Below are 20,235 nucleotides of genomic sequence, written 5' to 3'. Positions count from 1 at the left end.
TGGCGGGGGCTCGTCATTGCGGATCATTGGCTGTCCTCGTCAAAGTGGGGCAGCTCGGCGAAGCGCTGCAGCACATGCTCGATGTCTTCAGCGCGGTCAGCTGAGATCCCGGACCAGTTGTCCAGCCCCCAATCGATGCGAGCGCGGGCGTAGGTCGCGACCTGGGATGCGTGCCAAAACTCTGCCGCCAATTCTGGGCCGGTGAGACGTTTCCTCCAGCTGAGCTGCAGCTCCTTGGCCCGATCTGCACGCCACCTTTGGGCCTCTCGGTAGCGAGGGTGAGCCATGAGCACGGCAGCCGCGCCGTCGGGCCAAGGGTCTGGTGCGATTGGCGGGTGAATCTGCACTTCCATCGGCCGGGTCATGACGTGGCCGCCATGTTCCAGATGTTGAGCTTGCCGATCTCCGGGAACGGGCAGGCCAGCGGCTGCGGCTGGGACAACTCCCAGTGGTACATGCCGGGCCGTGCCCATTCGGAGCAGTAGCCGTCCTTGGTCTTGCAGTCCGTGGAGTAGTGGCAGCCCACGACTTCCACGGTGCCGAGGACGTAGCCCTGCAGCTGCAGATGGTTCCTGACAGCCTGCGGGGCCGCGGCCCGTGCCCGCTGGATCGCCTCGTGCTCATGTCCGGCTTCGTCGTCCCGCTTGGCTACGTGGATGTACAGCGTTCCCCGGTGCGAGGTCGGCTGCGAGCGGTTCTCGACGTTCTTGCCGGCGTTGATGATCGCCCACGCCCACGGGTTCTTCACCGTGAGGGCTCTCAGCCGCGGTGGCTCGATGTGGACCGTCATGAGCAATCACACTCGTCCTGGCCGTTCATCGGCTTCTTGCATGCGTCGCACGTGGCGATCTTCTGCGGGCGGCTGAGCAGCTGGGCGATCATGGCGTCTTCGTCAGTCTCGGTCATGTCTACTCGCCGTCCAGGATGTCGTTGGGGAGGCGGACCGGCATGAGCAGGTGCCGATAGGTGCTCGTCTTCTTTCCCTTCTCCGCGGCGGGCGAAATGCAGACGGGCTTAGCCAGGTTGAAGAAGGCCAGCCTCACGACGTCGGCCTTGACTGCCTTGATCGCGTCCAGAAGGTAGTGCGGGTTGTAAGCCACCGTGGCGGGAGCGTCGATGTTGACCATTTCCGCCAGCAGGACCGGAGTCGCTGCCTGATCGGCTCCTTCGTGGAAGCTGGGAGACACGGAGACGGAGCCAGGACCGATCTTCACGAGTGCCGGGACGTTCGGTTCGTTCAGCTCCCGGGCAACCATGACCTGGTCGAGCAGATCACGGCGGTTCACCTTCACCGACTGGCTGTAGACCTGTTCGAAAAGTGTCTCGATCTTGGGGTAGTCGCCGCCGATGGGCGAGAGAGTGAAAGCGACGTCGCCGGAACCGATGTTCAGGGTCTCGCAACCGCCCCGGCGGTCGGCGATGTCGGCGGCGGCCAGAACGCCCACGGTGATCTTCTCGCCGACCAGGTGCTTCGCCATGGCCCTCCACGATGCCGCTTGCAGCAGAAACGTGAACTCCTGGATTGTGCGGGGCAGCTGCAGTGTCTCGGCTGAGAGGCGGTAGCGGTCAGTTGCCCATATGGAGAGTTTCTTGCCATTGCAGGCGAGCCTGATCGAGGTCAGGATCGGCAGGGTGTCATCCGGGCTCGCAGCCACGGTTGCCCGGTCCAAGGCGCCGGTCAGATCAGCCCTGTCAAGGGTGAAGACATCCAGGACGCCATGCGAAGGGATCGCCGGGTACTCCGACAGCCTGATCGAGTGCAGGAAAGGAATGGTGTAGCCCGCGGCTGTGACTGTGGTCAGCCGCTGCCCCATCAGCTCTTTCGATTCCACGGTCACGGGAACGTCCCGCTTGCGGGTTGTCAGAACGCGGATCGTTCTCACAAGCCAGTGAAACGGGACCAGAGCCTTGGTGTTGCGCAGGGCGTCGACCGGTTCATGGTTCAGCCTGGCTACCGCCGTCGTGGAGTAGTCATAGCCAGTCAACGTCGCTTTCCCACGGTTGCACTCCACCACCATGAAGCTCAGGATCGGGACCGCGGGCCGCGACGAGATGGCAACACCGACGGCGGCGAGTTTCCGCAGCCATTCCGTGCCGGTGGCCGTGACTTTCAGATCGGCGAGCGCCGGTTGTGTCGTTGTGGTTGGTTCGGTGATGGTGGTGGTCATCTTCTGGCCTCTCGTGGTTCGTGGGTGTAGTGCTGGGCTTCCTCGGCGTGGAGGGCTGCCCTGGCGGATATGAGGTCGATTCGTGCGCGGTCCAGCTCGTCGTCGGTTTGCTGGAGGCGGCGGGATTTGGTGGTGGTGTCGAGGCCGTCAAGGTCGTCGGCGAGGATCTCTGTGAGGAGGTTCTGCCGGCGGACGTTGAGTGCCGCGGTGATCCTGGTGGCTTCGTCGTGGCGGCTTCGGTAGACGCGGATCTTCTGGTCTTGCCAGCGCTGGTCGTGGGATACCCAGACCATCAGCGGGCCATCCCGTTCAGGCGGCTTCCGGCTTTCCAGTGGGTGCCGATGATCAGGTGGCCCTGGTCGAAGGCTTCCTGAGCTGTGTCGAACCATGGATCGGGTTGCGGGTGCATGACGCCTTCCTCGTCCCACAGGGTGAGCCGCCATCGGCCGTTAGCGCCGGGACGAACACCGGCGCGAGGGAAGCGTTGCTCCTGGTTCGATTCGAACGGGGCCGCGGGCCGGAGTCCAAGGACTTTCTCCACGTGATCGAGGACGTCGCGCTTGGCTTTCCAGCGGACGCCGACGGGTGCAGGGTCATCAAGGATGTCTGGCCGGAAACCGCAGGCGCAGACGGCTTCGTTGTCCGGGTTGCGTTTGAGGAAGTGCCTAAGCTCCTTCATCGTCAAGCTCCCATCCTTCGTCGTTCTCAGCGGCCGTGGCCGTGGTTTCCTTTTCCTTGTCGTCCCAGTAGTCGATGGCTTCCTGCTCGTAAGCCGTGACCTCGTAGTCGAAGATCTCCTTGCGGAGGTCAAGGAAGTACTGCAGCGAAGTCCGGTCCCACGCGTAACGGCACTGCCACGTTGTTGGCCTGTGGAGGTCGTCCTTCATCAGGTGCAGGTGGGCGTGGAGGTATGCCAGCTGCAGCAGCTTGAGCTTGTCGATCCTGGCCGCGACAGCCTCCTGCACGTCAGCTGTTACTCCGCTGTCGGCCATGATGCCGATGCCCAGCACCCGGGCGGCCCGGACATGGGAGGCGTTGTAGCCAGAGAACATCGACTTCCGGAGCGCGATGACGGCTGGTGCATCCTCTGGCCGGTCGAAGTGGCCGGCAGCGGCGCTAATCTTCCGCTCGACGTGTTCCAGCCACAAAGCATCGGCCTGCTCCAAGCCAGCTGCGATGTCCTTGAGTCGCTTCTTGTCCGCGATCTCTTCCTCGGACAGCTTTGCTTTCGTGGACTTCTTGACCTGGTACCACTCCAGATCGCCGCTGTAGCCGATGACGGCTACCTGCCCCTCGGCGACGCGCTGGGCCGGGGTCTTCTCCCGGTCGTAGTCCCGGTTGTACTTGTTCGAGGTGTACGTATCGCTCTGCTTGATCGTCTTGATGCCGAGATCGCCGATCAGCTGATTCGAGGCTGCCGTTTTGAAAGCGACTTCCTTTTCGCGCCGGAGGCGGTTGACCGTGTATGTCCAGTCAGGAGTGCCGGCGTTCTCCGTCAGCTCTGCCGTGGCCTCCGGGTTGTCGGCGAACTCGTCAAAGATCAGGGACTGTTCCAATGTCATTCGGCCCGCGTCGATGGCTGCCTTCGCGGTGTCGGGGAGTTTGACCAGGGCAGAGCGGGAACGGATGAACGTCTCGGAACGGTGGATGCGCTTGGCGACCTTCTTGACCGACATGCCTTCGCAATCGAGCATCGCCTGAATGGCCTTCGCTTCATTGATCGGGGTGATGCCCTCGCGGTGGGTGTTCTCCCGCAGCATCGTTTCGAGCTGCTTATCCAACGTGTTCAGATCCGGGCGCAGGCGGGCATACAGCTCGTCCACGTTCCCGAGCCGGGCGGCGGCCGTTCTTCTGTGACCGGCGACCAGCAGGAACTTGCCGGCGTCGTCGCCGTCGGTGATGGGGTAGACGTGCAAGGCCTCGGTGTTGCCGTTCTCCGCGATGTCGTTCGCCAGCTCGGCCAGCTTCTGCGGATCCCCAAGATCGTCCCTTGGGTTCTGTGGATGGTCGAGAAGATCCGCGACCGGGATCATTCTGAATTCGGGTGTCATGACTGTCCTTCGCAAGTGTGGGTGAATGCTTGCTCCGCCAGGGCAAGGGTCAGCGCGGCCCGAAGGTGGCTGATGGCAGCATCGAGTTCGCCGTCCTGCAGCGCAGAAAGGGCGCGGGTGGTGGTTCGTTCGATGCGGAGAAGGCGCAACGCAGCGTCATCACGGACTACTGGGTTGCCCAGCCACTCCTGTTCGGTGGCTGCTTGCCGCTGGCGGTGGACGTTCTCCTGGTCCTTCTGAGCAAGGACCGGGACAGCGTCCGCTGTCTGGGGAAAAAGGCCGGCGCCGGGGCGGGCGCCGGGTGGTCTATCTGTCATCGGCGCCCCCAATCGCCGGCAGTCATCTTCTGCGCCTGGGCTGCGGCCCCGACTCTAGAACGAATCCGCCGGCCCCTGCCAAAAGAATCAGCAGGCCAGCGAGGTAAGCGCCGTTCGCGGTGCCCGTGGTCATCAAGACCAAGGCAGCGCCGAGGATGACCAGAGGCCCGTACAGGAATGCGCGGCGGCGATGCAGGCCGACCCGCGCCGACGGGCGCATCACTGGCCCACCCCCGGCAACGCCACAGCCTGACCGCCGTTTTCGCGATACTCATGCAGAGAGAAGTTCGCGCGGGGAGTCCCGTCCACGATGATCTGCTTCGCGTGAATATCGACGGCGACCTTCTGCGGAGACGGCCACTTCGAACGCGCATACGTCGTCAACTGGGCCGCCAGCTCCGTGTTGTCACGGAAGTGAAGATCCGCGTGCTCCCGGTACGGGCGATGCCCTATCGGCTGCACAACGGCGAAGAGCTTCTTTCTGGTCTTCATCTTCTGCCGCCCCTCAACTGCTCCGCCCGACGGGTAGCAGCACGATCAAGGGCGGCGAGCTGCTCCGACTGGGAACGGTTCGGATCAAAGACCGTGACCGACGCCAGATGCGGCCCCGGCTTCGGGCTGCGCTCGGCCAAGTCCTTCAGGTTTTCCACGGCGCGAGGATCGAGCACCACGTGAACCTTCGTCGGGATTGAGGCAGGTGCCGGTTCAACGGGCTGCCACCCGGCAGCCTCAGAAGAATCGGCAGTGGTCTTGCGATACCGGTCAGTGCAGGTCTTAACATCAGCGATGAAGTTCCGAGTCTTCGTCACCACGTCGGCGAGCGCATCGGCGATCTGGGGGAGAACTAGTTCGATGTTGCCGTGGCGGTCGAATTGCCGCGTCGTCTTCAACGCGCTGATCAGGTTCTCGGCGTCCTGGATGGCAGACATCAGGAGTTTCTGCCGGCGTCCCTGCTCGTGCGGGATCATCTTCTCCACGAACGCCTCTGTTTCCCCTTGCCGGTCGACGGCGTGGAAGTACGAGTGGCGGGGGAGGTCCGCTGCTTGGGCGCGGGCCGTCATTTGGCCGCCTCGCGCGCGACTTTCGGCGGTGTGATGATGCCGCGCACGGATTGGCCCAGGAGTCGTGCCTCGGCAAGCTTTTCAAGTTGCTCAAGGGATGGTCCGCCAGGCGTGTAAGCAGCCAGGGCGATCTCTCGGGGGCTCATCTGGTTCATTCGGGCGGTGGCCCGGGCCAAGACCCGACCAGCGGCTGCGATGTGGGGGATGGCTTCCGGCGGTAGATTCCGGAGTCTTCTGAGGGACATTTGTTAGACTCGTTTCGTTCGGGAGTCAGGCCTTGTTCAGATCAGGTGCCTGGCTCTTGTTTCGTATGGCGGTCCAGTGAGTTCTTGGCGGAATGGCACTGGGCCGCCTTCTTACTGCCCTGCGGGTTACGCAGGGAAACATGTGTCGGCTCTAGCCGGTTTTGCGCAGCGAAACTACGTTGCTGCGGTGGACGCAATCGTTTCCGTCCAGCCACGCGTCGAGGCATTCTGCCCGGATTAGCCAGCGGCCACGGAAAGTGCGTTGTGTGCCGTGAAGCTCCCCGCCTTCGAGGGCGCGGCGGACGGTTACCGGGTGGCGGTGAGCCGCCTCGGCTGCCTCGGCAACCGTCAAACGCTGTGCTACTGCGGGGGCCATTCGGCTACTCCTGTTCGAGTGAAGGATTGGGAACCGGTGCAGCGGCAGTGGGGGAAGATGCCGCTGCACCGGGTAGGGGCTCCCCGTCTGTAGGCTGAGAGGCTCCAACACCCGCACCATTCGGTGCACCTACAGATGGGGAAGATTTATGGGACTTCTGCGGATCGACGGGCACTGCGCCTTGGTCGCCGACGACGCCGTTATCAACTCGACTCTCAAAGCGATCCAAAGTCGGCTTGCCATCCACGCCGAGCGAGACGGCGTGTTCTTCCAGCTCGTCGCTCGTGGTCGCGGCGTGCCCGCATGGGCCGGCCGTCTGCCTGAATTCGTGATTCTCCCTGGCACCCAACTCAGCGTCGAGGTGTCCGGGAGCAAGCTTGACCAGGGCGTCTTGGACCTCCTGACCAGCGACGGCGAAACCCGGTCCCCACACATCACTTACGATCTCGCGAGCGATACGTTCGAGCGCTTCGGAGCTAGTCAGACGTGGTAGCAGCTCCGACAGATCCTTGAGCGCCATGAACTGCTTTACCGGCTGCTGATCGAAGTTCGAACATGGCCGAACTTGGCCGTTCGCGCCAAGGCTTTCGATAATCCACCCATGCGCGTCCAAGACCTGCGCAGCATGACCGGGCACGCGGACCCAGTAAGACCGTCCCGAAGCGGGGCCGCTCAATTCATCGGAGTGGTCGCTTGCCGGGGTCCACGGGCTCATGCTGTCTCCTTTGTGGTCGTGACCGGCGCGGCGGAAATGGGGGAGTCCGCCGCGCCGGAATCTTTGGGGGCCGCTTCAAGAAGCGCCTTCGTCTGCTGCAGGAGCGCGATGAACAGGACCAAGTCTTCGACCTGGAACATCGTGATTTCTTTGTCGTAGCCAGAGCTGAGCGACACCAGCGACGGGGCCTCTGCGTTCCAAGCGATGACCTCGACCCTGTGCTGCTGAACAGAAAGGCCGCTGGGGAAAAGATCCGTCGGATGCTCAGACACAGCTTCGACGCGGTGGACAGTGCGGTACCCGCTCATGCCGACATCCTGCGGTGGTGGAAGCCTGAGCCGCCGCGTCGAATGGGATGGCTGCCAAGTGTATCGAGTGAACTGGCAACTCCAGGCACGACTTCAAACTCTTCAGCCTCGAAGAGTTCCGCCCAGGGAACTTCGAGCCAGGTCGCGATGTCCACGGCAAGTGAAGCGGTGCAAGTTTTCATGCGGCCCAACTCCAGCAGGCTGATCGTGTTCTGGGAGCAGCGCGCGAGACTCGCCAGCTGCTCCTGGGAAAACCTTCGCTGCTTGCGCCAGCGGCGAAGGCTGTCAGGGTTCTTGACCCTCATCCACGTATCCTTCCGTGCCTGCGCCCTGCGGCGCCTGAATGTTGATACCGACATTTCTACTCCTCCGTTGTGGTGATTACAAGTTGACTCTAGTTACTCGGTAATAGGTTGTCAATCCTACAAGCGGAATTGCCCTTGCCGCGTCTGTAAAGTGGTGCCAGTTACTTGTAGTCAGTTTTCTGACCCGCGCTTTCACAAGAAGCGGGCCTAACGGAAGAGTCGGCGTCGTGAACGAACCAAAGAGTCTAAAGGAACTAGTGGAGCTAGCGGTCGAGTACCGCGGCGCCTCGGGCCTGGGCTTGTCACAGCTGGCAGCCAAGAATGGTCAGCAGATAACTACGACAACGATCAACGCCATCCGCCAAGGAACCTACAAATATGTTCCCCGCGAGGGCACTCTTCGAGCGCTTGCATGGCTGGCCGGCGTTGACGCTTCGGTTGCGTTCATGGCCGCGGGGCAGCCCGTCCCCGGTCCACCGTTTGCCGAGGAACTCCCGCCAGGAGTCGACAACCTTTCGCCGAAGTCGCGGAAGATCATGATCGATCTGGCTCGGGTCCTCGTGGACTTGGAGAAGAACGCTGATGCAAGCAACGACGAAGACCAGGAACGGCCCACTGACATCAGCAGCGCCCGCGAGCGCCGTGACGCTCGCCCTGGACAGAAGACCAAGCGCCGGCTGACGGCAGCCGAAGAGCAGGGTGATGGCAACATTCCTTTGCCGGACAACTGGCAGGACTTGGCCGCTGGTGCCCCGCACGAGTCTCAGATCAAGCGAGATCGTGAGTGGGCTGAGCGTGGCGAAGAGTCGCAGGACCAAGGGGAATAGGTAGCTGCAAATGAGTATGGGGGAACCGGTCGATCACTCGATCCGGCTGAATTGGCTTGGGCTTCTTGCGGGGCGTCCGCGTCCAGAGGCTGAGACTACGATCTTTGCCATCGCGGATGTGGCCAACACGGGATCGGTCCCGTTTCTGGGTATTGCCACTGATGGCGGACGTTACTGGGTGAAGTACATGGGGAATGCCCATGGCACAGACTCGCTGATTGCCGAGCGTGTGGTTGAGGCGCTGGCTCGCAAGTTGGATGCCCCGATGCGTCCATCCGTTTTGGTTGATGTTCCTGAAATCCTGACTCATGACCCCCGCATGGTGGGCAGCGGCATTCAGGCCGGCGTCGCGCATGGTTCCCTGTTTCTGGACAACTGCTTGGAGAAGAACGTCCTCGACTCCGTGACGCGGGACGGAAACAAGACCCGGCAGCCGCGATTCATCGCACTTTGGGAGCTTTGTTACGGCGAGGATGAGCAATGGTTGTATGACCGCCAGAGCGACGAGCAGGTCTGGTCTTACGACCACGGGTACTGGATTACCGGCGGCGAGCCCGAGCCGCTGACCGTGAAAGACCTTGAGGTGACGGTCAAATCCTGGGAGCCGTGGAAAGGCCCGCTGAAGGGTATGGACCCCGCGGCGTTCGTCGACATGCTTGAACGCATTGAGGCGCTAACCGTGACGGACCTTATAGACGTGGTTGCGAGTGTGCCTCTAGCATGGGGTGTCCCGGATGAACTCTTGGAATCGCTCGCATGGTGGTTCTATATGAGAAGAACTCACGCAATGGCAAGAATGCGCCAGCTGGCCAAGGAGACCTCCCTGGCCAACCCGAAACCCAAGACGAAGTGAGGTGAAGATGTTCTACCAATACTGGATAGTCCGCTACGTGCCGGACCCAATCCGTGGAGAATTCGTCAACATCGCCCTGCTCGTTGGGGCGGACGGTCATGACTGGGCATTTCGTCAGGTCAGGCACCTCAACCGAGCCACGCGCCTCGGTGGTGACCCAATGATCGCCAATTATTGGCTGCGAGAACTGCAGCGCATGGTAATCAATCTTGATCGTGGCCGCCCATCGGGTCCGGACGCCTTGCTGACTGCGATCGCCGACTCTGGCGAAAACATCAGCGCTGCCACTGTCGCCCGGTTAGCGGCCCGCCTGAACAACGCAGTGCAAGTATCAGCGCCGTACCCGATCGTTGCCGATTCGGCGCAGGCTGGCGTTGACATGCTGTTTGATCACCTCGTGGCAGACCCTCAGGTCAAGACTCGCGAACTCTTTGGCGCCCGCGTAACAAACTATGTGTCACAGCAGTTCCAGCACGCTCTGCCAAGGGATAGCCAAGCTGTTATCCGAAACCGCCCTCACGTGCGGGTGGGGGCTGTTCCTCGAACAGCCAACTTCGCCGTAACTGACTCTCGGGTTGAGCAAATTACCAACACGTGGTCATTCAACCTCGCGGACGTCGAGAAGGTTTCAACGGAAATTCAGGCATGGGCGGCCCATATGAGCCGTCTAAGGATGAAAGGTGGGCTCCTCGAATCGAAGGGCCGGCCGCCCCTGATCATCCCTGAAGACGTCCAGCTTCGAGTCGTCTATGAAGAGCCGAGAACCGACGCAGCAAAGCCTGCCCTGGATATCGCCAGAGAAGTCTGGGGCGAAGTGCCTGGGCTGGTCGCATACCCAGAGAGTCAGCGATCTCGGCTGGTCGATGACGCTCTCGCTGCCGTGGCCTGATTCAGCCCGTGGAGTAATGAACCGCACCCGTCACGTTGTTACTTCAAGTTCTTAGGCTCTTGCTCAAACCTCTACTATTTCGAATATGTGTTCGAACTGGGGGATTGATCCATGGCTGCACCTTCGTGGCCTAAAGCATGTCCGCCTGTCCTGGGTGGACATGCCTGACGGCGCTCGGGGCAGGACAAACGGCGTTGACGTCATTTGGCTCAACAAGGGTCAACAGCAAGTAGAGCGGCGCTGCGCCCTTGCTCACGAACTCGTGCACCTTGAACGTGAGCACCGGGGCTGCCAGCCGCTCAGCATCGAGGCCGACGTCTGCGAAGAGACGGCCAGGCGGCTTATCCCCATGGATCTTCTCAGCAAAGGCCTCCGCTGGGCTCGTTCCTTCGACGAACTGGCTGATGAACTCTGGGTCACTCCCGACGTTCTGCGGGACCGCTTGACGGGCCTCGCGGACGCCGAATGGGAAACGCTCCTCACACTTGAGCTACAGCCGCTGTAGCCAGCCATCAAACTCGATCCAATACGGAAACGCTCCGAGCGTTTCTTCGGCCGAAAGGGCACTCATGGCCTGGACAAAGAAACTCCCCTCCGGAAAGTACCAGGGCCTCTATCGTGATGGGGCTGGCAAGGAACGGTCGGCTGGCACCTTTCCGCACAAACGAGCAGCTCAGAATGCGGCGAGCGCCAAGGAAGAGTCGTCGCGTTCTGCTGGGTGGCGGGATCCGGATGCTGCGCGCCGGACCTGGGGTGAGTGGTGCGAGGAGTGGTGGCCCACGCGGAAGATCGAGGCGTCCACTGCTGCGAACGAGCTGAGTATGCGAGACGCGCACCTGGTCCCGAAATGGGCTGATGTGCCGCTCTGCGACATCACCCGGCAGGACGGCCGGAAGTGGATTGCCGAGCTGTCCAAGGTGGAGATCAAGCCCAGCAAGGCCGAGCTGAAGCGCCGAGAGAACAGCGACTACAAGCCAGTCGTCAGGACCTTGGCCGCGTCCAGTGTGCAGCGGGTCTTTGGGCTGTTCTCAGCCTCCTTGATGGCGGCCGTCGATGCGGAGGTCCTGCCGGCCAATCCGGTCTACCGGCTGAAGCTCCCGCAGCGGCCACCGGCTCAGGAGCGCTACCTCACTAAGGACGAGTACCGGGCGCTCGATGCCGTCCTGGAAACTAAGGTCGATGCCGCCATTGTTGGGCTCCTGGTCGGAACCGGTTTGCGCTGGGGTGAAGCCATGGGGCTCCACGCCCATCGCGTGGACCGCGAGCGCCGCATGATTCATGTTGTGGAGACCTACGACTATGAGGCGGCGATGATCAAGCCTTACCCGAAGGGCAAACGTGCCAGGAGCGTTCCCCTGCCGGACTGGGTTGCGCAGCTCCTTGACGAGCTGGACATACCCGCGGCGACCAGCTGCGGGCATGACCACCGCGTTGGCCGGTGCCGCTCGGGGCTTGTGTTGAATGCGAAAGGTGCGATGATCGACGCGGACAACTGGCGCAAGCGCGTCTGGGCGCCGGCGCTTGAGGCTGCCGAGATCGACCACGCCCGCCCACACGACATGAGGCACACCTACGCATCCTGGTTGATTCAAAGCGGGGTCTCGATCAAGGAAGTCGGGCGGCTCTTGGGGCACGCATCGCCGGTAACGACCGAGCGTTACGCGCACCTGGCGGAGATCCCCGCCGAGCAGGTCACCGACGCGCTGGACCTTGGCGTACGTACCGCAAACGTACCGCAAAGCGCTGCTCTATCGGGCTACACGGCACTTCGCGTAGTACCACCCCAATAGGCCTGCTTCCCAATGCTGGCGCGGATTCTGTCAGTTGACGCTATACCGCGTTTCACGTGACTTTTCCGCTAGAGGCTCTTTCGCATCGAAGAGGTCAGGAGTTCGAATCTCCTTAGCTCCACACGTTTTCTCCATCCCGTGGCGATCAAGCCCGGATTCTTCGTCTTATGGCTCCAGCGGTTCTCAGGCTGCCTTAACGAACGCTCCCGGCCTGGGCTAGCCTTGGCCGCATGTCCTTCGTAAAACACTTCGACCACGTCGGCATCACCGTTGCTGACCTCGATGGAGCCATAGCCTTCTTTGAAAGCCTGGGCCTTGGACTTGAGGGCCGCATGCACATGGAGGGTGAATTCGTTGACACCGTGATCGGCATCCCCGGATCCCGCAGCGAGATTGCCACTCTGCGGGCTCCTGACGGCGGAACGGGTGTGGAACTGTCCTCGTTTACGCACCCCGGGCACGAACCCGGTTCGCCCGCGGCCATGTCCAACCATCTGGGGTTGCGAAACGTCGCATTCGAGGTGAACCACCTTGATGCCGCCATTGAACGCGTGGGTTCGGCTGGCTATGGACTCATCGGCGGCGTTGGCCGGTATGAGGACATGTGGCGCATGGCCTACATACGGGGTCCTGAAGGAGTCATCGTGGCGCTGGCGGAAAGAATCGATCAGGGCTGATGAGCCATTGTCCCTCTAATGCCCCGGGTATAGCGTTAGCTATCGTTCAGTATCGTTCGCGATCTTCCGAGGTGGGCATCATGCGTGATTCATTCCCCGCAAGCGGGTTCATGGGAAACAATTTCGACGGCGTATGGCAAGCGGTGGAGGACTTCAAGTCCCGCTTTGAAAAGCGGGCAGGAAGCCGGGCGGGCCGCGGCGAACTGCGGACGGCCATCCTCGCGCTTCTGGCCGAGCGGCCCATGCATGGCTATCAAATCATCCGGGAAATCGAGGAGCGCAGCGGCGGTAACTGGAAGCCCAGCGCGGGCTCCGTGTATCCGACACTGCAGTTGCTGGCTGATGAGGGTTTCGTCAGTGCCGAGGAATCCAACGGCCGCAAGATTTATTCACTGACCGAGGCTGGCCGGGAGGACGTCGACAGCACCGAAACGTCGTCGCTGTGGGGCAGCGGGGCGGAGGCCGGGCCCGGGTTCGGGGCGTTGCCCAAGGCCGGCATGGAATTGGCCCAGGCAGCGGCCCAGGTTGGTCGTTCCGGCACTCCCAAGCAGGTTCAGGAAGCTATTGCCGTCCTGGAGGACGCCAGACGCCGGATCTACACCATCCTCGCCCGGGACTGAGGGGGTGGCATCGGTTAGGGGAAGCCGGTCTGTCCAGTCGCCCGGTTTCGGGAACACGCGTGCCCGGTATCGCCGTATCCTGCGTTTCGCGGCGTGGCACCTCGCTGTTACGTGGTGGTTCGAGCTTGCGTTGCCCCGGCTTGGCTTGCGGAGGATTCCGGAACGCAACCGGGCGAGGAGAATGCAGCAGTTCGCCCGGCGGTTCCATGTGCTGGCTGTGGAACTTGGTGGCCTGATGATCAAGGTGGGGCAGTTTATGTCCTCCAGGCTGGATGTCCTTCCGCCCGAGATCACAAAGGAACTCGAAGGGCTGCAGGACGAGGTGCCGGCTGTTCCTTTCGATGAGATCAGGGCACTGGCGGAGGCCGAGCTGGGGACGCCACTGGAGGCGGTCTTTGCCTCCATTGACGAGGTCCCCCTTGCTGCGGCTTCGCTGGGGCAGGCCCACCGTGCTGAACTTCGTGCCGCCGATCGGGAGGACACCGGGCTGGGCAGCGTCGTCTTCAAGGTCCAGCGGCCCGGTATCGACAAGATCGTGGACGTGGACCTCGCCGCATTGCGGAAGGTGGGTGGCTGGCTAAGCCGGATCCGCCTGGTAGCCAGCCGTGCCGACGTTCCCGCGATCATCAAGGAATTCGCCCAAACCAGCCTTGAGGAAATCGACTACCTGAATGAGGCAGCCAACCTCGAGCATTTTGCCGCGGATTTCGCAGGCGATGGCCGGGTGGCTGTCCCGGGCGTGGTGTGGGAGCGGACGTCGCGCCGGGTACTCACGCTGGAGGATGTCACAGCCATCAAGATCACCGACGCGAACGGGCTCCGTTCCGCCGGAATCGACCCTGCGGAAGTCGCACCCGTCTTTGCATCGGTCATGTTCGACCAGCTGTTCACCAACGGCTTCTTCCACGCAGATCCGCATCCGGGCAACATCTTCGTTACCCCTGCCGGCGATACGGCGGCAGAACACCCTTGGAAACTGACCTTCATCGACTTCGGAATGATGGGGCAGGTGCCTCCGAAGACACGCGGCGGCCTGCGGAAGCTGCTGATTGCGGCGGCCGCGAGGGACGGGAAAGGACTGGTGGCCGCCATTAGCGATATTGGTGTACTGGTTCCATCCGCAGATACCCGTACTCTGGAACGGGCCATGACGCAGCTGTTCGCACGCTTTGGCGGTATGGGGTTTGCCGAGCTGCGTGAGGTGGATCCACGGGAATTCCGCGAGTTTGCCATGGAGTTTGGAGACGTTGTTCGTTCCTTGCCCTTCCAGCTGCCGGAGAATTTCCTCCTTGTCATCCGCGCCATGTCCCTGACCTCCGGGGTTTGCAGCTCCCTTGATCCGAGGTTCAACCTCTGGGATTCCGTGGAACCCTACGCCGCCGGCTTGCTGCGTGAGGAGCGCGGCAACTTCGCCCGGGACGCGGCCTCGCAGGCGCTTGAGATCGCAACGGTGGCCGTTGGCCTCCCCAAGCGTCTGGATGCCGTCCTCACCCGTCTGAATGAAGGTGCCGTGGAGGTGGCCGATCCGCGGGTGGAGCGGCAGTTGGCGAGGCTTGTCCGTCTTGGCCAACGCGGTGTTGCTGCTCTGGTTTTCAGTGCCCTGCTGCTCGCCGGAGCCCTGGTGCGGGCAGCGGACAGCGGGCTTGGCAACGTCCTGATGATCCTTTCTGTCCTGCCTTTGCTCTTCGTCCTGAAGCCGCCGCGTCCCTGACAGCGGGTCCTGCAAAGCGCCGTAGACTTTCCCTGTGACCGAGACCCCTGCAGCGCGTAACGAGCCAAGGCTTGGGATGTCAGGCCCGGTTGTGGTGGGCGTCGTTCCCGGGCAGAGCGCGCAGGTTCTCGATGCCGCCGCGGACCTTGCTGCCGCGGCGGGCCTTGACCTAAGTTGCGTTTTTGTCGATGTCACGGCCTACCGCGTGGACGGTCCGGCGGGGCGGCGGCTGGCTCCCATAGACCCCGACGGCGTTGATGACACCGCAGGCCTGCTGCCGGAGTCCTTGGAGAAGATTCTTGCTGCTGTGCTCAGGGGCAAGGGTGTCACGTGGTCCATGGAATGGTTGTCCGGCGAACCGGCCCACGCGCTGGCACAACACGCCAAGGCGATCGGTGCCTCCCTGATCGTCGTCGGCGCGAGGGAGCGGAAACCAGGTTCGGCCATCAAGGAGTTCGCAGGTGGGTCCGTCGCGCGGCACCTGGTGCACCTGCAGGATCGGCCGGTCGTGGTGGTGCCCGTGCCCCCGGACAACATGGACCGACTGACGGGACCGGGGGAGTGACCCGGCCGGTCCACCTCAATTGGAGGTTTGTGGGTCTCGTGGCTGCCGGAGGAGTGCTGGGAGCCCTGAGCCGTTACGGGCTGGGGCTGGTCATCCCCTCACCCGACAGGTGGCCGCTGCCTACGCTGATCATCAACATTACGGGGGCTTTGGCACTGGGCGCCCTGTTGGAGGGACTGTCCAGGAGAGGGCCCGACGCCGGTCGTCGCCGTGTCCTGCGCCTCGCCTTGGGCACGGGTTTCCTTGGTGCTTACACCACGTACAGCACCTTGGCGCTGGATACAGTGCATCTGATGACCTCCGCTGACCTGGCCGGAGCTGTGTGGTACGCGGGGGCCACCGTTGTTGGCGGCGCCGCGGCGACTATCGCGGGCATCTGGTTCGCCGCCAGGCAGCATCGCAGGTCCCTGGCCCGTGGACGCCCAGGGGATGGCACGGTGGAGCCATGACGGTGGTTTTCCTTGCGCTCGCCGGCGGCGTGGGCGCGGCGGTGAGGTTCATTGTGGACGGCCTGATCCGGAGCAGGCTGCGCACGGCGCTGCCGTGGGCCACCATCCTGATCAACGTTTCCGGGTCCTTGGTCCTGGGGTTCCTGGGCGGGCTGGTGGTGCGCGGCCACGCTCCGGATTCGCTGCAGCTGGTTCTTGGTACCGGTTTCCTGGGTGGTTACACCACGTTCAGCACGGCCAGCGTTGAGACGATCAGGCTGGTGCAGAGCGGGCGCACGGGGTTGGCCTTGACCAATGCCGTGGGATCTTTGGTGGCGAGTGTCGGGGCGGCCGCTGTGGGCTTATGGATTGCGTTCGCCTTGCCCTGAAAACTGTGGCGACGCGGTTGTAGGATCAGGCCATGGCTAAGAATAGATTCACTGAGTTGTTGTCCGCCCAGGTCGCCAATGAGTTCGCGGCCTCGCAGCAGTACATCGCCGTGGCCGTGTACTTCGATGGAGAGGACCTGCCGCAATTGGCGCGCCATTTCTACCGCCAGGCTTTGGAAGAACGCAATCACGCCATGATGATGGTCCAGTACATGCTGGACAGGAACCTGCGCGTGGAGATCCCGGGCGTAGCACCGGTGCGCAACAATTTCGCCAATGCTAGGGAACCGATCGAGTTGGCCCTGCAGCAAGAAAAGGAAGTGACCCGGAACATCGAGGAAATGTTCCGGGCGGCCCGTGCAGAGGGTGACGCCCTCGGTGAGCAGTTCATGCTGTGGTTCCTGAAAGAGCAGGTCGAAGAAGTGGCATCGATGACGACGCTGCTGAACATCACCGAGCGTGCCGAGAACCTGTTCGACATTGAGAACTACGTGGCTCGCGAGGCCGTGGGCGACGGCGGGCACGACTCCGGAGCGCCATCAGCGGCAGGCGGTGCCCTCTAGCCGAGGGTACGTCAGAGCCACCCCTTGCGCTTGAAGATCACGTACATCAGCAGCGCCGAGCCAACCATGAACGCCAACGCCATGGGGTAACCGAAATCCCAATGCAGTTCCGGCATGACGTCGAAGTTCATGCCGTAGACGCCGGCCACAAACGACGGGGCGAAGAAGATCGCAGCCCGGGATGAGATCTTCTTGACCTGCTCGTTTTGGGCGGCGCTGGCTTCGTTCTGACGGTTCGCCGTGAGAGTGCCATCCAGCGTGAGGGCGTTCTGCAGGATGTCCCGGAAAGAGTTGGCCCGGGAAATAAGGTGCTGGGCATGGTCTTCGACGTCGCGCAGGGAGCGCTGAAGTTCAATGTCCACGCCGTACTTTTCGAACCCCTTTTCCAGGAGCGTCATCATTTCGGGCAGTGGGTGGATGGCACGCTGGAACTGGATGACTTCACGGGCAAGTTCATAGATGCGGCGCGAGACCTTGGTGTCGCCGCTGAAGAGTTGGTCCTCGATTTCGTCGATGTCGTTCTCGAGGCCGGCGACTACCGGGCCATAGTCATCCACCACCTGGTCCACGAGGGCGTACAGCACTGCTTCCGGCCCGTGCCTGAGGAGGTCGGGCCTGCCCTCCAAGCGTTTGCGGACCTGCGCGACGCCCGCCGTTTCGGCGTGCCGGATGGTCACCACGAAGTTCGGTCCGGTGAAGACGTGCAACTCCCCGAACTCCACGGTTTCGGTGTGGTCCACATACCTCGCAGGACGAAGCACGGTGAAGAGGTTGTGGTCGTACCTCTCCAGTTTGGGGCGCTGGTGCGCGGACACAGCGTCCTCCACGGCCAACTCATGGAGCCCGAATTCCGCGGCGACGCCCGCCATCTCCTCTTGCGTTGGACGGTAGAGCCCAATCCAGGCCATGCCGCCGTGCCGGGCAAGTGTTTCGAAGGTCTGCTCCAGGCTCGCGGGGGTGGCGGTGCGGACACCGTCCACATAGACGGCGTTATCGATGATGGTCACTGGTGGAACGCTACTGGATGGCTCCGATGATGGCACCCGCGATGGCCAGGGCCAGCACGTCATGACCGGAGTCGATCAAGGTCACAGCGGACGGCCGACCGGCAAAACCGTTGTGGATCACGTGGCCGCCTGCCCGGAAGATCAGGCCGATGATGATGCCGAGGAAGGCTCCACCCCAGAAGGTGTTCGCGTCCAAGGCGCTGATGAACACTGCCAGGAGAATGCTCGTGATGGCCGAGGCCAACATCATGGGGAGCCAGATGCCCGCTCCGCCTTCGATGTTCTTCAGGTCGTCTTCGGTCTTGCCGATGGCTTCCATCCACTTGCGTCCCAAAACCGCCGGCATGTACCAGACGAACCCAACCACCATGCTGGAAATGAAGGCCAGAAGCACGGCGAGCCAGTTGATGTCGGAAATGTGTGAAAGCCAGTCCATACCCAAAATCTTAGGTCCCGGAACCGTTCTGTACGTGGTCCTGCCGGCCGCGTGTTGGGGCTGCCATCCGGCTGATCAAGGGTTCAGTGCGGTAGGGGATATGGGTGTGCAGGGCAAGGACAGTCTCCGTGCGGATGACGCCCTTGGTGCGGAGCACGGATCGAAGCGCCGACTGGAGGTTGTGGGTGTCTGTTGCCACTACCCGGCACCAAAGATCGCCTCGTCCGGAGATCTCGTGAACCTCCAAGACCTGGGGGATGAGGCGCAAGGCTCCGATCACGCCGTCGAGTTCTCGGTGTGTCACTTCGATGGTCACGAAGGCAACCACGTCATAGCCGACCTTCTCGAGGTCCACTTCACGGCCTGCGGCCTGCAGCACGCCGGAACGCAACAGCCTCTTGACCCTGCTCTGCGCCGTGTTCCTGGCGATGCCGAGGGTGTCGCTGAGCTCTGCTATCTGGATGCGGGGGTCCTTGATGAGCTCCAGCAGGATCCGCAGATCCATGGGGTCCAGGCTGTTCAAATGATCACTCCTGCTCACTTGGGTCCTAATACTTTGATGTTTTCGCTCAATCTTCTCACCCAAGCACTTCTTTACGCTCAGTGATGCGACATCCTGTTGCCACCCATGAACACACTTGGCCGCAGGCCCTCCCACCAGGAGGCGGTGGGGCCACGAAGCGATGAAGGCATGTAATGACTGTCTTGAGCGAGCTCCGCATGCGTCCGGCCACAGCCGTCCGCTGGAGCTGGAATGCCGGAACCACGGCACGGCTGGTCCTGTCCGGAGTGGTGATCTTCACCTTGCTGGTGGGCGCCAACCTGGCCACTCCGCTGTATCCGTTGTTGCAGGCACAGATGGGATTGTCTTCCCTCGACGTGACGGTCGCTTTTTCAAGCTACGTGCTGGCGCTGATCCTCGTCCTCATGGTTGCCGGCCACTGGTCGGATCACATCGGACGCCGCGCTGCCCTGGTGCTGGCTGTCCTGGTGGGGCTTCTTGGCGGCATCATCTTCGCCAACGCGGACGGCCTTCCCGCACTCTCGGTGGGCCGCGCGCTCCAAGGCGTGGCGGTTGGGCTGGCAACCGGCGCCAGTTCGGCGGCGCTGCGGGAGTTGTTGCCGCACCGGCCTGATTGGGCGTCCCGGTTCACCCTGCTCTCCTCGGCCGGAGGAGTGGCGGCAGGCCCGTTCATCGGCGGTCTGCTCTCCCTCCTGCCCGACCCCACCCGCACGCCCTATTACATCCACACCGCAGTCCTGCTTGCTGCGCTTTTGCCGCTGTGGCTGCTCAAGGCACGGCCCGCCATTGCACCCGCCCCGGGCAAGCCGGCTTTCAAGGTCCTTGCTCCCAGGCGTCCTGCCGTTTCCCGGGCTGCCCGGGGTGCCTTCTGGATGGCTTCCTCGGTGGGCTTCCTGAGCTTCGCGGTCTTCGGATTTTGCCTTTCCCTGGCGCCCGGCTACTTTGCGGGCATTGTGCAAGCGGACTCGCGGCCGCTCATCGGCTTGCTCGCCGGCCTCACTCTGGGCGCCTCGGCGATGAGCCAGTTGGTGGGCGTCCGGGGAAGGTACCTGGTTCCCGTGGCTCTGGCCCTGTTAGGTGTGTCGGTTGGGCTGCTGGGGGCCGCTGCGGCCTGGTCCAGCCCGGTTCTGTTGGTGCTGGTCAGCATCACGGCGGGAGCCAGCCAGGGCGTTGCGTTCCGGCAGGTGTTCAACGACGTCGCAGGGAAGGTGGAAAGCGCCCGCCACGCGCAGGTCATCAGTACCGTCTACGTCATCACCTATATGGGCAGCGCCGTCCCGGTGATTGGGCTGGGACTCGCCGTCACGGCCGTAGGCCTCCAGGCCGCCGTCGTTGGTTTCACGGTCCTGTGCGGGGTGGCGGCGCTGCTGCTCGCCGCCGTTTCGCTGCGGGTTGCCCGGAAGGGCTAACG

Annotated in this window: 30 protein-coding genes; 13 read left to right on the top strand and 17 right to left on the bottom strand. The window is 62.7% G+C overall.

Annotated elements, in window-relative coordinates; genetic code table 11:
• Positions 1 to 23: 23 nt before the first annotated feature.
• The 14 genes from RI444_RS15340 to RI444_RS15275 form a co-directional block, all read right to left on the bottom strand.
• Positions 24 to 191, bottom strand: coding sequence for a hypothetical protein (locus RI444_RS15340; RefSeq protein ID WP_316963826.1), 168 nt, complete (start codon positions 189 to 191; stop codon positions 24 to 26).
• Positions 192 to 361: 170 nt separating this feature from the next.
• Entirely contained in the window at positions 362 to 790 is a 429-nt protein-coding gene (locus RI444_RS15335; RefSeq protein WP_207605761.1) for an ASCH domain-containing protein, read from the bottom strand.
• Positions 791 to 908: 118 nt separating this feature from the next.
• Positions 909 to 2,168: a DNA polymerase III subunit beta gene (locus RI444_RS15330; protein WP_207605762.1), complete on the bottom strand. Its 1,260-nt coding sequence runs from the start codon at positions 2,166 to 2,168 to the stop codon at positions 909 to 911.
• Complete coding sequence (locus RI444_RS15325; RefSeq protein ID WP_207605763.1) at positions 2,165 to 2,461, bottom strand: hypothetical protein; 297 nt, start codon at positions 2,459 to 2,461, stop codon at positions 2,165 to 2,167. Before RI444_RS15325 ends, RI444_RS15330 begins: the two co-directional genes overlap by 4 nt.
• Entirely contained in the window at positions 2,461 to 2,847 is a 387-nt protein-coding gene (locus RI444_RS15320; protein ID WP_207605764.1) for a hypothetical protein, read from the bottom strand. Before RI444_RS15320 ends, RI444_RS15325 begins: the two co-directional genes overlap by 1 nt.
• Entirely contained in the window at positions 2,834 to 4,219 is a 1,386-nt protein-coding gene (locus RI444_RS15315) for a ParB/RepB/Spo0J family partition protein (protein ID WP_207605765.1), read from the bottom strand. The genes RI444_RS15320 and RI444_RS15315 overlap by 14 nt, the downstream gene beginning before the upstream one ends.
• Positions 4,216 to 4,536 (bottom strand): hypothetical protein, encoded by a 321-nt coding sequence (locus RI444_RS15310; protein ID WP_207605766.1) that lies wholly within the window; start codon positions 4,534 to 4,536, stop codon positions 4,216 to 4,218. Before RI444_RS15310 ends, RI444_RS15315 begins: the two co-directional genes overlap by 4 nt.
• 219 nt (positions 4,537 to 4,755) lie before the next feature.
• Positions 4,756 to 5,028 carry a hypothetical protein gene (locus RI444_RS15305; protein ID WP_207605767.1) on the bottom strand — a complete coding sequence of 91 codons (273 nt, stop codon included), beginning with the start codon at positions 5,026 to 5,028 and terminating at the stop codon, positions 4,756 to 4,758.
• Positions 5,025 to 5,597 carry a hypothetical protein gene (locus RI444_RS15300; protein WP_207605768.1) on the bottom strand — a complete coding sequence of 191 codons (573 nt, stop codon included), beginning with the start codon at positions 5,595 to 5,597 and terminating at the stop codon, positions 5,025 to 5,027. Before RI444_RS15300 ends, RI444_RS15305 begins: the two co-directional genes overlap by 4 nt.
• Entirely contained in the window at positions 5,594 to 5,743 is a 150-nt protein-coding gene (locus RI444_RS15295) for a hypothetical protein (RefSeq protein ID WP_316963825.1), read from the bottom strand. The genes RI444_RS15300 and RI444_RS15295 overlap by 4 nt, the downstream gene beginning before the upstream one ends.
• Positions 5,744 to 5,993: 250 nt before the next feature.
• On the bottom strand, positions 5,994 to 6,218 hold the full coding sequence (locus tag RI444_RS15290) for a helix-turn-helix domain-containing protein (RefSeq protein WP_207605770.1): 225 nt from the start codon (positions 6,216 to 6,218) through the stop codon (positions 5,994 to 5,996).
• Positions 6,219 to 6,222: 4 nt separating this feature from the next.
• Positions 6,223 to 6,933 (bottom strand): hypothetical protein, encoded by a 711-nt coding sequence (locus RI444_RS15285; RefSeq protein WP_207605771.1) that lies wholly within the window; start codon positions 6,931 to 6,933, stop codon positions 6,223 to 6,225.
• Entirely contained in the window at positions 6,930 to 7,241 is a 312-nt protein-coding gene (locus RI444_RS15280) for a hypothetical protein (protein ID WP_207605772.1), read from the bottom strand. The genes RI444_RS15285 and RI444_RS15280 overlap by 4 nt, the downstream gene beginning before the upstream one ends.
• Positions 7,238 to 7,546: a helix-turn-helix transcriptional regulator gene (locus RI444_RS15275; RefSeq protein WP_207605773.1), complete on the bottom strand. Its 309-nt coding sequence runs from the start codon at positions 7,544 to 7,546 to the stop codon at positions 7,238 to 7,240. Before RI444_RS15275 ends, RI444_RS15280 begins: the two co-directional genes overlap by 4 nt.
• A 227-nt stretch (positions 7,547 to 7,773) precedes the next feature.
• On the opposite strand from RI444_RS15275, the gene RI444_RS15270 reads away from it, so the two are divergent.
• From RI444_RS15270 to RI444_RS15215, 12 genes are all read left to right on the top strand, one after another.
• Positions 7,774 to 8,373: a hypothetical protein gene (locus RI444_RS15270; RefSeq protein ID WP_207605774.1), complete on the top strand. Its 600-nt coding sequence runs from the start codon at positions 7,774 to 7,776 to the stop codon at positions 8,371 to 8,373.
• A gap of 10 nt (positions 8,374 to 8,383) precedes the next feature.
• Entirely contained in the window at positions 8,384 to 9,226 is an 843-nt protein-coding gene (locus RI444_RS15265; RefSeq protein ID WP_207605775.1) for a HipA family kinase, read from the top strand.
• Between the two features lie 7 nt (positions 9,227 to 9,233).
• Positions 9,234 to 10,115, top strand: coding sequence for a DUF3037 domain-containing protein (locus RI444_RS15260; protein ID WP_242703250.1), 882 nt, complete (start codon positions 9,234 to 9,236; stop codon positions 10,113 to 10,115).
• 85 nt (positions 10,116 to 10,200) lie between these two features.
• Positions 10,201 to 10,620 (top strand): ImmA/IrrE family metallo-endopeptidase, encoded by a 420-nt coding sequence (locus tag RI444_RS15255; protein ID WP_207605777.1) that lies wholly within the window; start codon positions 10,201 to 10,203, stop codon positions 10,618 to 10,620.
• Between the two features lie 64 nt (positions 10,621 to 10,684).
• On the top strand, positions 10,685 to 11,905 hold the full coding sequence (locus tag RI444_RS15250) for a tyrosine-type recombinase/integrase (protein WP_207605778.1): 1,221 nt from the start codon (positions 10,685 to 10,687) through the stop codon (positions 11,903 to 11,905).
• A 230-nt stretch (positions 11,906 to 12,135) separates the two neighbouring features.
• On the top strand, positions 12,136 to 12,582 hold the full coding sequence (locus RI444_RS15245; protein WP_021472500.1) for a VOC family protein: 447 nt from the start codon (positions 12,136 to 12,138) through the stop codon (positions 12,580 to 12,582).
• An 80-nt stretch (positions 12,583 to 12,662) separates the two neighbouring features.
• Positions 12,663 to 13,202 carry a PadR family transcriptional regulator gene (locus RI444_RS15240; protein ID WP_062097411.1) on the top strand — a complete coding sequence of 180 codons (540 nt, stop codon included), beginning with the start codon at positions 12,663 to 12,665 and terminating at the stop codon, positions 13,200 to 13,202.
• A gap of 4 nt (positions 13,203 to 13,206) precedes the next feature.
• Complete coding sequence (locus RI444_RS15235) at positions 13,207 to 14,913, top strand: ABC1 kinase family protein (protein WP_062097409.1); 1,707 nt, start codon at positions 13,207 to 13,209, stop codon at positions 14,911 to 14,913.
• Between the two features lie 34 nt (positions 14,914 to 14,947).
• Positions 14,948 to 15,478, top strand: coding sequence for a universal stress protein (locus RI444_RS15230; RefSeq protein ID WP_031216598.1), 531 nt, complete (start codon positions 14,948 to 14,950; stop codon positions 15,476 to 15,478).
• A 38-nt stretch (positions 15,479 to 15,516) separates the two neighbouring features.
• The gene (locus RI444_RS15225; protein ID WP_139126856.1) at positions 15,517 to 15,927 is read left to right on the top strand and encodes a fluoride efflux transporter FluC; all 411 of its coding nucleotides are present in this window, start codon (positions 15,517 to 15,519) and stop codon (positions 15,925 to 15,927) included.
• Positions 15,924 to 16,295 carry a fluoride efflux transporter CrcB gene (gene crcB / locus RI444_RS15220; protein ID WP_021472505.1) on the top strand — a complete coding sequence of 124 codons (372 nt, stop codon included), beginning with the start codon at positions 15,924 to 15,926 and terminating at the stop codon, positions 16,293 to 16,295. Before RI444_RS15225 ends, crcB begins: the two co-directional genes overlap by 4 nt.
• A 32-nt stretch (positions 16,296 to 16,327) precedes the next feature.
• A complete protein-coding gene (locus tag RI444_RS15215; protein ID WP_031216600.1) occupies positions 16,328 to 16,858 on the top strand; it encodes a ferritin in 531 nt (176 codons plus the stop codon).
• A gap of 11 nt (positions 16,859 to 16,869) precedes the next feature.
• Here RI444_RS15215 and corA read toward each other — a convergent pair whose 3' ends face one another.
• Genes corA through RI444_RS15200 form a run of 3 tightly spaced genes read right to left on the bottom strand, consistent with a single transcriptional unit; the run spans position 16,870 to position 18,824 of the window.
• Entirely contained in the window at positions 16,870 to 17,865 is a 996-nt protein-coding gene (gene corA, locus RI444_RS15210) for a magnesium/cobalt transporter CorA (protein WP_207605779.1), read from the bottom strand.
• 10 nt (positions 17,866 to 17,875) lie between these two features.
• A complete protein-coding gene (locus tag RI444_RS15205) occupies positions 17,876 to 18,301 on the bottom strand; it encodes a DUF1761 domain-containing protein (protein ID WP_021472508.1) in 426 nt (141 codons plus the stop codon).
• A gap of 10 nt (positions 18,302 to 18,311) precedes the next feature.
• The gene (locus RI444_RS15200) at positions 18,312 to 18,824 is read right to left on the bottom strand and encodes an Lrp/AsnC family transcriptional regulator (protein WP_021472509.1); all 513 of its coding nucleotides are present in this window, start codon (positions 18,822 to 18,824) and stop codon (positions 18,312 to 18,314) included.
• A 173-nt stretch (positions 18,825 to 18,997) separates the two neighbouring features.
• Here RI444_RS15200 and RI444_RS15195 point away from each other — a divergent pair, with 173 nt between their 5' ends.
• Entirely contained in the window at positions 18,998 to 20,233 is a 1,236-nt protein-coding gene (locus RI444_RS15195) for an MFS transporter (RefSeq protein WP_207605780.1), read from the top strand.
• The last annotated feature ends 2 nt before the right edge of the window (positions 20,234 to 20,235 follow it).

The sequence above is a fragment of the Paenarthrobacter sp. AT5 genome (genome assembly GCF_032764245.1).
Classification (GTDB): domain Bacteria; phylum Actinomycetota; class Actinomycetes; order Actinomycetales; family Micrococcaceae; genus Arthrobacter; species Arthrobacter ureafaciens.
Note: the sequence above shows the minus strand (reverse complement) of the source record. Positions and strands in the feature narration are given on the sequence as shown.

What these genes read in the sequence shown, in the direction of transcription:
- RI444_RS15240 (WP_062097411.1), top strand. Translation starts at nt 12,663, where the DNA reads ATGCGTGATTCATTCCCCGCAAGCGGGTTCATGGGAAACAATTTCGAC.
- RI444_RS15215 (WP_031216600.1), top strand. Translation starts at nt 16,328, where the DNA reads ATGGCTAAGAATAGATTCACTGAGTTGTTGTCCGCCCAGGTCGCCAAT.
- RI444_RS15255 (WP_207605777.1), top strand. Translation starts at nt 10,201, where the DNA reads ATGTGTTCGAACTGGGGGATTGATCCATGGCTGCACCTTCGTGGCCTA.
- RI444_RS15275 (WP_207605773.1), bottom strand. Translation starts at nt 7,546, where the DNA reads ATGAGGGTCAAGAACCCTGACAGCCTTCGCCGCTGGCGCAAGCAGCGA.
- RI444_RS15300 (WP_207605768.1), bottom strand. Translation starts at nt 5,597, where the DNA reads ATGACGGCCCGCGCCCAAGCAGCGGACCTCCCCCGCCACTCGTACTTC.
- RI444_RS15320 (WP_207605764.1), bottom strand. Translation starts at nt 2,847, where the DNA reads ATGAAGGAGCTTAGGCACTTCCTCAAACGCAACCCGGACAACGAAGCC.
- RI444_RS15335 (WP_207605761.1), bottom strand. Translation starts at nt 790, where the DNA reads ATGACGGTCCACATCGAGCCACCGCGGCTGAGAGCCCTCACGGTGAAG.
- RI444_RS15330 (WP_207605762.1), bottom strand. Translation starts at nt 2,168, where the DNA reads ATGACCACCACCATCACCGAACCAACCACAACGACACAACCGGCGCTC.
- RI444_RS15305 (WP_207605767.1), bottom strand. Translation starts at nt 5,028, where the DNA reads ATGAAGACCAGAAAGAAGCTCTTCGCCGTTGTGCAGCCGATAGGGCAT.
- RI444_RS15265 (WP_207605775.1), top strand. Translation starts at nt 8,384, where the DNA reads ATGAGTATGGGGGAACCGGTCGATCACTCGATCCGGCTGAATTGGCTT.
- RI444_RS15250 (WP_207605778.1), top strand. Translation starts at nt 10,685, where the DNA reads ATGGCCTGGACAAAGAAACTCCCCTCCGGAAAGTACCAGGGCCTCTAT.
- RI444_RS15310 (WP_207605766.1), bottom strand. Translation starts at nt 4,536, where the DNA reads ATGACAGATAGACCACCCGGCGCCCGCCCCGGCGCCGGCCTTTTTCCC.
- RI444_RS15290 (WP_207605770.1), bottom strand. Translation starts at nt 6,218, where the DNA reads ATGGCCCCCGCAGTAGCACAGCGTTTGACGGTTGCCGAGGCAGCCGAG.
- crcB (WP_021472505.1), top strand. Translation starts at nt 15,924, where the DNA reads ATGACGGTGGTTTTCCTTGCGCTCGCCGGCGGCGTGGGCGCGGCGGTG.
- RI444_RS15295 (WP_316963825.1), bottom strand. Translation starts at nt 5,743, where the DNA reads ATGAGCCCCCGAGAGATCGCCCTGGCTGCTTACACGCCTGGCGGACCA.
- RI444_RS15285 (WP_207605771.1), bottom strand. Translation starts at nt 6,933, where the DNA reads ATGAGCCCGTGGACCCCGGCAAGCGACCACTCCGATGAATTGAGCGGC.
- RI444_RS15260 (WP_242703250.1), top strand. Translation starts at nt 9,234, where the DNA reads ATGTTCTACCAATACTGGATAGTCCGCTACGTGCCGGACCCAATCCGT.
- RI444_RS15280 (WP_207605772.1), bottom strand. Translation starts at nt 7,241, where the DNA reads ATGAGCGGGTACCGCACTGTCCACCGCGTCGAAGCTGTGTCTGAGCAT.
- RI444_RS15325 (WP_207605763.1), bottom strand. Translation starts at nt 2,461, where the DNA reads ATGGTCTGGGTATCCCACGACCAGCGCTGGCAAGACCAGAAGATCCGC.
- RI444_RS15245 (WP_021472500.1), top strand. Translation starts at nt 12,136, where the DNA reads ATGTCCTTCGTAAAACACTTCGACCACGTCGGCATCACCGTTGCTGAC.
- RI444_RS15205 (WP_021472508.1), bottom strand. Translation starts at nt 18,301, where the DNA reads ATGGACTGGCTTTCACACATTTCCGACATCAACTGGCTCGCCGTGCTT.
- RI444_RS15315 (WP_207605765.1), bottom strand. Translation starts at nt 4,219, where the DNA reads ATGACACCCGAATTCAGAATGATCCCGGTCGCGGATCTTCTCGACCAT.
- RI444_RS15195 (WP_207605780.1), top strand. Translation starts at nt 18,998, where the DNA reads ATGACTGTCTTGAGCGAGCTCCGCATGCGTCCGGCCACAGCCGTCCGC.